At 65.3% G+C, this 4,599-nt stretch carries 4 protein-coding genes; 3 read left to right on the plus strand and 1 reads right to left on the minus strand.

All coding sequences use genetic code 11. The annotated features are described in order from the left end of the window. Positions 1 to 345 precede the first annotated feature (345 nt). The 3 genes from RKP46_RS10465 to RKP46_RS10475 are packed head-to-tail and all read left to right on the plus strand — an operon-like array spanning position 346 to position 3,478. Positions 346 to 1,560 carry a site-specific integrase gene (locus RKP46_RS10465; protein ID WP_311106590.1) on the plus strand — a complete coding sequence of 405 codons (1,215 nt, stop codon included), beginning with the start codon at positions 346 to 348 and terminating at the stop codon, positions 1,558 to 1,560. Further along, on the plus strand, positions 1,557 to 2,492 hold the full coding sequence (locus tag RKP46_RS10470; RefSeq protein ID WP_311106591.1) for a tyrosine-type recombinase/integrase: 936 nt from the start codon (positions 1,557 to 1,559) through the stop codon (positions 2,490 to 2,492). The genes RKP46_RS10465 and RKP46_RS10470 overlap by 4 nt, the downstream gene beginning before the upstream one ends. Then, a complete protein-coding gene (locus tag RKP46_RS10475; RefSeq protein WP_311106592.1) occupies positions 2,489 to 3,478 on the plus strand; it encodes a tyrosine-type recombinase/integrase in 990 nt (329 codons plus the stop codon). Before RKP46_RS10470 ends, RKP46_RS10475 begins: the two co-directional genes overlap by 4 nt. A gap of 51 nt (positions 3,479 to 3,529) precedes the next feature. On the opposite strand, the gene RKP46_RS10480 is transcribed toward RKP46_RS10475, so the two are convergent. Further along, positions 3,530 to 4,330 carry an amidoligase family protein gene (locus RKP46_RS10480; protein WP_311106593.1) on the minus strand — a complete coding sequence of 267 codons (801 nt, stop codon included), beginning with the start codon at positions 4,328 to 4,330 and terminating at the stop codon, positions 3,530 to 3,532. Between the last annotated feature and the right edge of the window lie 269 nt (positions 4,331 to 4,599).

Here is a 4,599-nt window from a genome sequence, read left to right on the forward strand (position 1 = left end):
GCGGCGCGGCGGCGCAAGAATGCGGCCGTGTCGTCATCGATGCCGGCCATCACGTCGTCGGCGGCGTCGACCGCGCGGTTGATGATCGCATAAACCGTGGTGCCGTTCTCGCGCCGGCTGACCACCTCGAGGCCGCGCTTGCGCAGCTGGGTGGAAATCGCTGCCCTCAGCGAGTGGCGTTTATGCCGACTTCGGCATAAACGGCATTATGCCGACGTCCGGATTATGCCGAGGTAGGTCTGTAAGCTTCTGAATATCCCTAAGTCTGTTGCGCCGGGGTCGGCATAATCCTCGGGGCTGAGGGCTGGTAACGTCTCCTCTTTCACGTCGAAATGAGGAGACTTCATGTTGATCGACCCCAGCAAGACACCAGGTGGCGGACCGCTCGCGGCCCTTTCGAAGGGCTTTGCGGAGGATTTGCGGCGGCAAGGATACGCGCCCAGAACGATTTCGGAACACCGGAGGCTGCTCAGGGATCTGAGCGACTGGCTGCAGGTGCGGCAGCTGACCGCAGACGATCTGTCCCTGAGGCAGGTTGATCTTTTTCTGTCGGATCGCCGGTCCGCCGGTGCCGCCAATCAAAAAATGCGCAAGGCACTGGGCCCCATCCTCGGCTATCTCCGCAAGCTGGAGATGGCGCCTGCGGCCGAAACACCCTGGGAGGGCGGCCCCGCCGGGGAGATTCTGAACCGGTACCGGCAGTTCCTGACCACGGAACGCGGTCTGGTTCCGGTGACAGCCCTTCGGTACATTGATCGCCTGCGCTCGTTTCTGGACCGAAGGATGTCGGCCGATGGTCTCGAACTCGGGAGCCTGACCCCGGCCGATGTCACCTCTTTCGTGGTGGCGTGGTGCCCGCATCTGAACGGCGGCGTGGCAAGGCTGACGATCACGGCGCTGCGCTCGTTCCTCGGCTTTCTGCATCTGGACGGCGTCACGGAACGGTCGCTTGTTTGCGCCGTGCCGTCGGTTGCCCACCGCCGGCTGGCCGGGCTGCCCAAGGGGCTCGAGCCCGATGAGGTGCGGCGCCTGCTTGCCGCATGCGATGCCCGCACACCCGTCGGCTGCCGCGATCTGGCGATTCTGACCCTGCTGGTCCGCCTCGGCCTGCGGAGCGGCGAGGTCGCAACCCTCACGTTGGACGATATCGATTGGCGCACGGGCACAATCGTCGTGCGCGGCAAGGGAAGCTGTATCGAACGGATGCCTTTGCCGCCCGATGTCGGTCGCAGGCTGGTCGAATACCTGCAGCACGCCCGTCCCGCGAACGCCCAGGGCCGGACCGTGTTCGTTCGGTGCATCGCTCCACATCACCATCTCGGTTCGAGCCGTGTGAGCACGATCGTTGCGGACGCCGCCCGGAGGGCCGATCTCGGGCGTATCCATGCACATCGCCTGCGCCATACCGCGGCAACGGAGCTTTTGCGCGCCGGCGCATCCTTGCCCGAGATCGGCCAGCTCTTGCGTCATCGTCATGTCGAGACCACGGCGATCTACGCCAAGGTCGACCGGGACAGACTGCGCCTGATCGCGCGCGCCTGGCCGGAGGGCGACCGATGAGCCCTCTGTCCCAGGCCCTGGCCGATTATCTGACCATGCGGCGCGCCCTTGGTTACAAGCCTGACAAGACCGAGAGACTTCTCGGTCAGTTCATCACCTTCGCCGAGGATCGCGGCGAGACGCATATCAAGACCGAGACGGCGCTGGTCTGGGCGACCCGGCCCGCAGGCGCCGCCGCGATCTGGACCTCCAGACGTCTGGCCGAGGTTCGCCTCTTCGCCCGGCACCTTCGTACACTCGACCCGATGACCGAGGTGCCGCCCGACGATCTTCTGCCAGCGCGAGGGCGCCGCGCAACGCCGTATCTCTACACGCCCCAGGAAATCTCGAACCTGATGCGGGCTACGGCGGTCCTGCGCGGATCGCATGTGCAGGCGACCTGCCGGGCGCTGATCGGCATCCTGGCAGCAACCGGCATGCGGATCGGAGAGGCAATCGGCCTCGACCGCGACGATTTCGACGCGGCGGGTGGCATCCTCACGGTCCGCAAAGGCAAGTTCGGCAAGTCCCGCGAATTGCCGTTGCACCCGACGACCGTCGCTGCCCTGGACGACTACCTGCGCCGCGAGGATCGCCCCCGCCAGGCGGGCACGCCGGCCCTCCTGATCAGTTCGGTTCGCAAACGACTGCGCTACGGGACCGTGCAGTCGACGTTCCAGAAACTGCTGCATCACTGTGGCATTGTCCCGCACTCGGCGACATGCCGGCCCCGGATCCACGATCTTCGGCACAGCTTCGCCGTCAATACCATCATCGATGGCTACAGGGCCGGTGAATTTGGGGCCGCCGACCCCGGTTCGCGCCTTGCGATCCTGTCCACTTACCTGGGTCATGCTGATCCGGGCGACACCTACTGGTACCTGTCGGCCGCGCCGGAATTGCTGGGTCTGGCGGGCGAACGGCTCGAGCGCCACCTCGGAGGTGACGCATGAGTGCGCTCGCCACGACCCTGCAGGCGTTCCTCACCGATCGCCTCATCCGCCAGCGGCAGGTCAGCCCGAACACGGTCGGCGCCTATCGCGATACACTGCGGCTGCTTCTGGTCTTCGCATCAGGCCGGAAAGGCAAGGAGCCAAGCAAGCTGGAGATCGACGATCTCGATGCGCCGCTGATCGGCGCCTTCCTCGATCATCTGGAGAGCCACAGGAAGAACAGCGTACGCACCCGCAACGCGCGGCTGGCCGCGATCCGGTCCCTGTTCCGCTATGCCGCCCTTCGGCATCCCGAACATGCCGCCACCATCGAACGCGTTCTCGCCATTCCGCCGAAGCGCTTCGAACGGCGGCTGGTGACCTACCTGACCGAGGTGGAGATCGACGCCCTCTTGGCCGCGCCGGACCGGACCACCTGGACCGGGCGGCGAGACACGGCGCTGTTCAGCCTCGCCGTCCAGACGGGCCTTCGGACCTCCGAACTGATCGGGTTGAGCTGCACCGACGTTCATCTCGGATCCGGTGCGCATGTCAGTTGCAACGGCAAAGGGCGAAAGCAGCGGATCACGCCGCTCACCTCGGGCACCAGGAACGTCCTGCGGACTTGGCTGGCCGAGCGCACAGGTCAGCCTGCGGACCCGCTGTTCCCCACACGGACCGGACGATCCCTCAGCCGCGACGCGCTCGAACGCCGGCTTGCCGGATATGCCGTGGACGCGACCGCCCAATGTCCGTCCCTGGCGCGCAAGCGGGTGACCATGCATGTTCTGCGGCATTCCGCGGCCATGCGCTTGCTGCGCGCCGGCATCGACACATCCGTGATCGCGCTCTGGCTCGGCCACGAACAGATCGAGACGACCCAGATCTACCTGCACGCGGATCTGCGGATCAAGGAACGCGCCCTGGAAAAGACCGCGCCAATCGCCACCAAGCCCGGCCGCTTCCGGCCGACCGACAAACTCCTCGCCTTCCTCGAGGCCCTCTGATTATGCCGATCCCATCGCAGCAGTCCCCGCCAGAAACAATAGGTTACAATCTTACCTCGGCATAATCCGGACGTCGGCATAATGCCGTTTCCAGCCGGTCGCGGCAATCAGGTCGTCGATGCTGGCGCCGCCCATGCGGCTGAGCATCGTCATCACCGTGGCCATCTTGCTGTTCGTCGGGATCAGGGCGGCGGTGTTGGTGCCATGCGCCACCCGCCGGCTCTCTTCGATGAAGCCGAGGCCGAAGCGGATCCAAGCGAGCGCCTTCTCGCTCTCAACCGTGCCGCCGTGCTGGCGGAACTCGATGGTGCGGTGGCGGCGCCAGGCTTCGAGGTTGACCTTCGCGTAGCGGGTGCCGAAGGCGTCGCAGACGTCGCGCACGCTGCCGCTCGCGAGCTTGCGCGTCACTTCGCCGCGGCTGAGGAAGCTCTTGACGCTGCGGCAGTAGCGGTTGGCATCGCCGCGGCGCGAGGGCGCCATCCAGGCGTCGATCTCGTCTTCGAACTTGGCGTAGCGGCGAACCACGGTGGCGATCTCGGCAGCGGTCAAGTCGCTTGCGCCAAAGTGGATGTGCAGGCCGCAAGCCCGGCTGATCCGGGCTTCGGCGTCGCGCAGCGCGTCCATCGCGATCTTCGCTTGGGCGGCGCCCCGCTCGCCCTCGAGGACCGGGCTCACCACCTCGAAACCATCGGGAACGCTGGCGTCGCTGACCACTTTCCAGTGCGCCCGGGTTTCGTGATTGTAGCCTTCGATCTCGCAATCGAGGCCGGCGCTGCGCAGGGCCGTGCGGGCTGCCTGCATCGTAATGCCGAAGGCCTCGATCTCGATTCCGAAAGTCCTGTTGCTCGTCATGGTCGTCGTCGCTCCGTGTTGACGACGACAGTAACGCTCTTTGCCCAAATGTAATCAAGGAAAAGAGACGAGAACAGCAAAGACGAGCGCGAATAATAATGCGCTCGTCTTGCTGCAACCCGCTGAACAGTGGACCGCTTCTTGTCTTTCTGATTATGACGTCTTGCTGGCCTCGGCCAGCAGCCGCTGCTTGAAGTCATCGGGCGCGGCCATACTGTCGGAGACGGTTCGCCCAAAGCGCAGGGCACCGGCCTTGCCGACATAGAAGA

Source organism: Accumulibacter sp., assembly GCF_031732815.1.
Classification (GTDB): Bacteria; Pseudomonadota; Gammaproteobacteria; order Burkholderiales; family Rhodocyclaceae; genus Accumulibacter.

Bases quoted from the DNA above. Each gene is read 5' to 3' on its own strand.
- RKP46_RS10465 (WP_311106590.1), top strand. From the start codon at position 346: ATGTTGATCGACCCCAGCAAGACACCAGGTGGCGGACCGCTCGCGGCC.
- RKP46_RS10470 (WP_311106591.1), top strand. From the start codon at position 1,557: ATGAGCCCTCTGTCCCAGGCCCTGGCCGATTATCTGACCATGCGGCGC.
- RKP46_RS10475 (WP_311106592.1), top strand. From the start codon at position 2,489: ATGAGTGCGCTCGCCACGACCCTGCAGGCGTTCCTCACCGATCGCCTC.
- RKP46_RS10480 (WP_311106593.1), bottom strand. From the start codon at position 4,330: ATGACGAGCAACAGGACTTTCGGAATCGAGATCGAGGCCTTCGGCATT.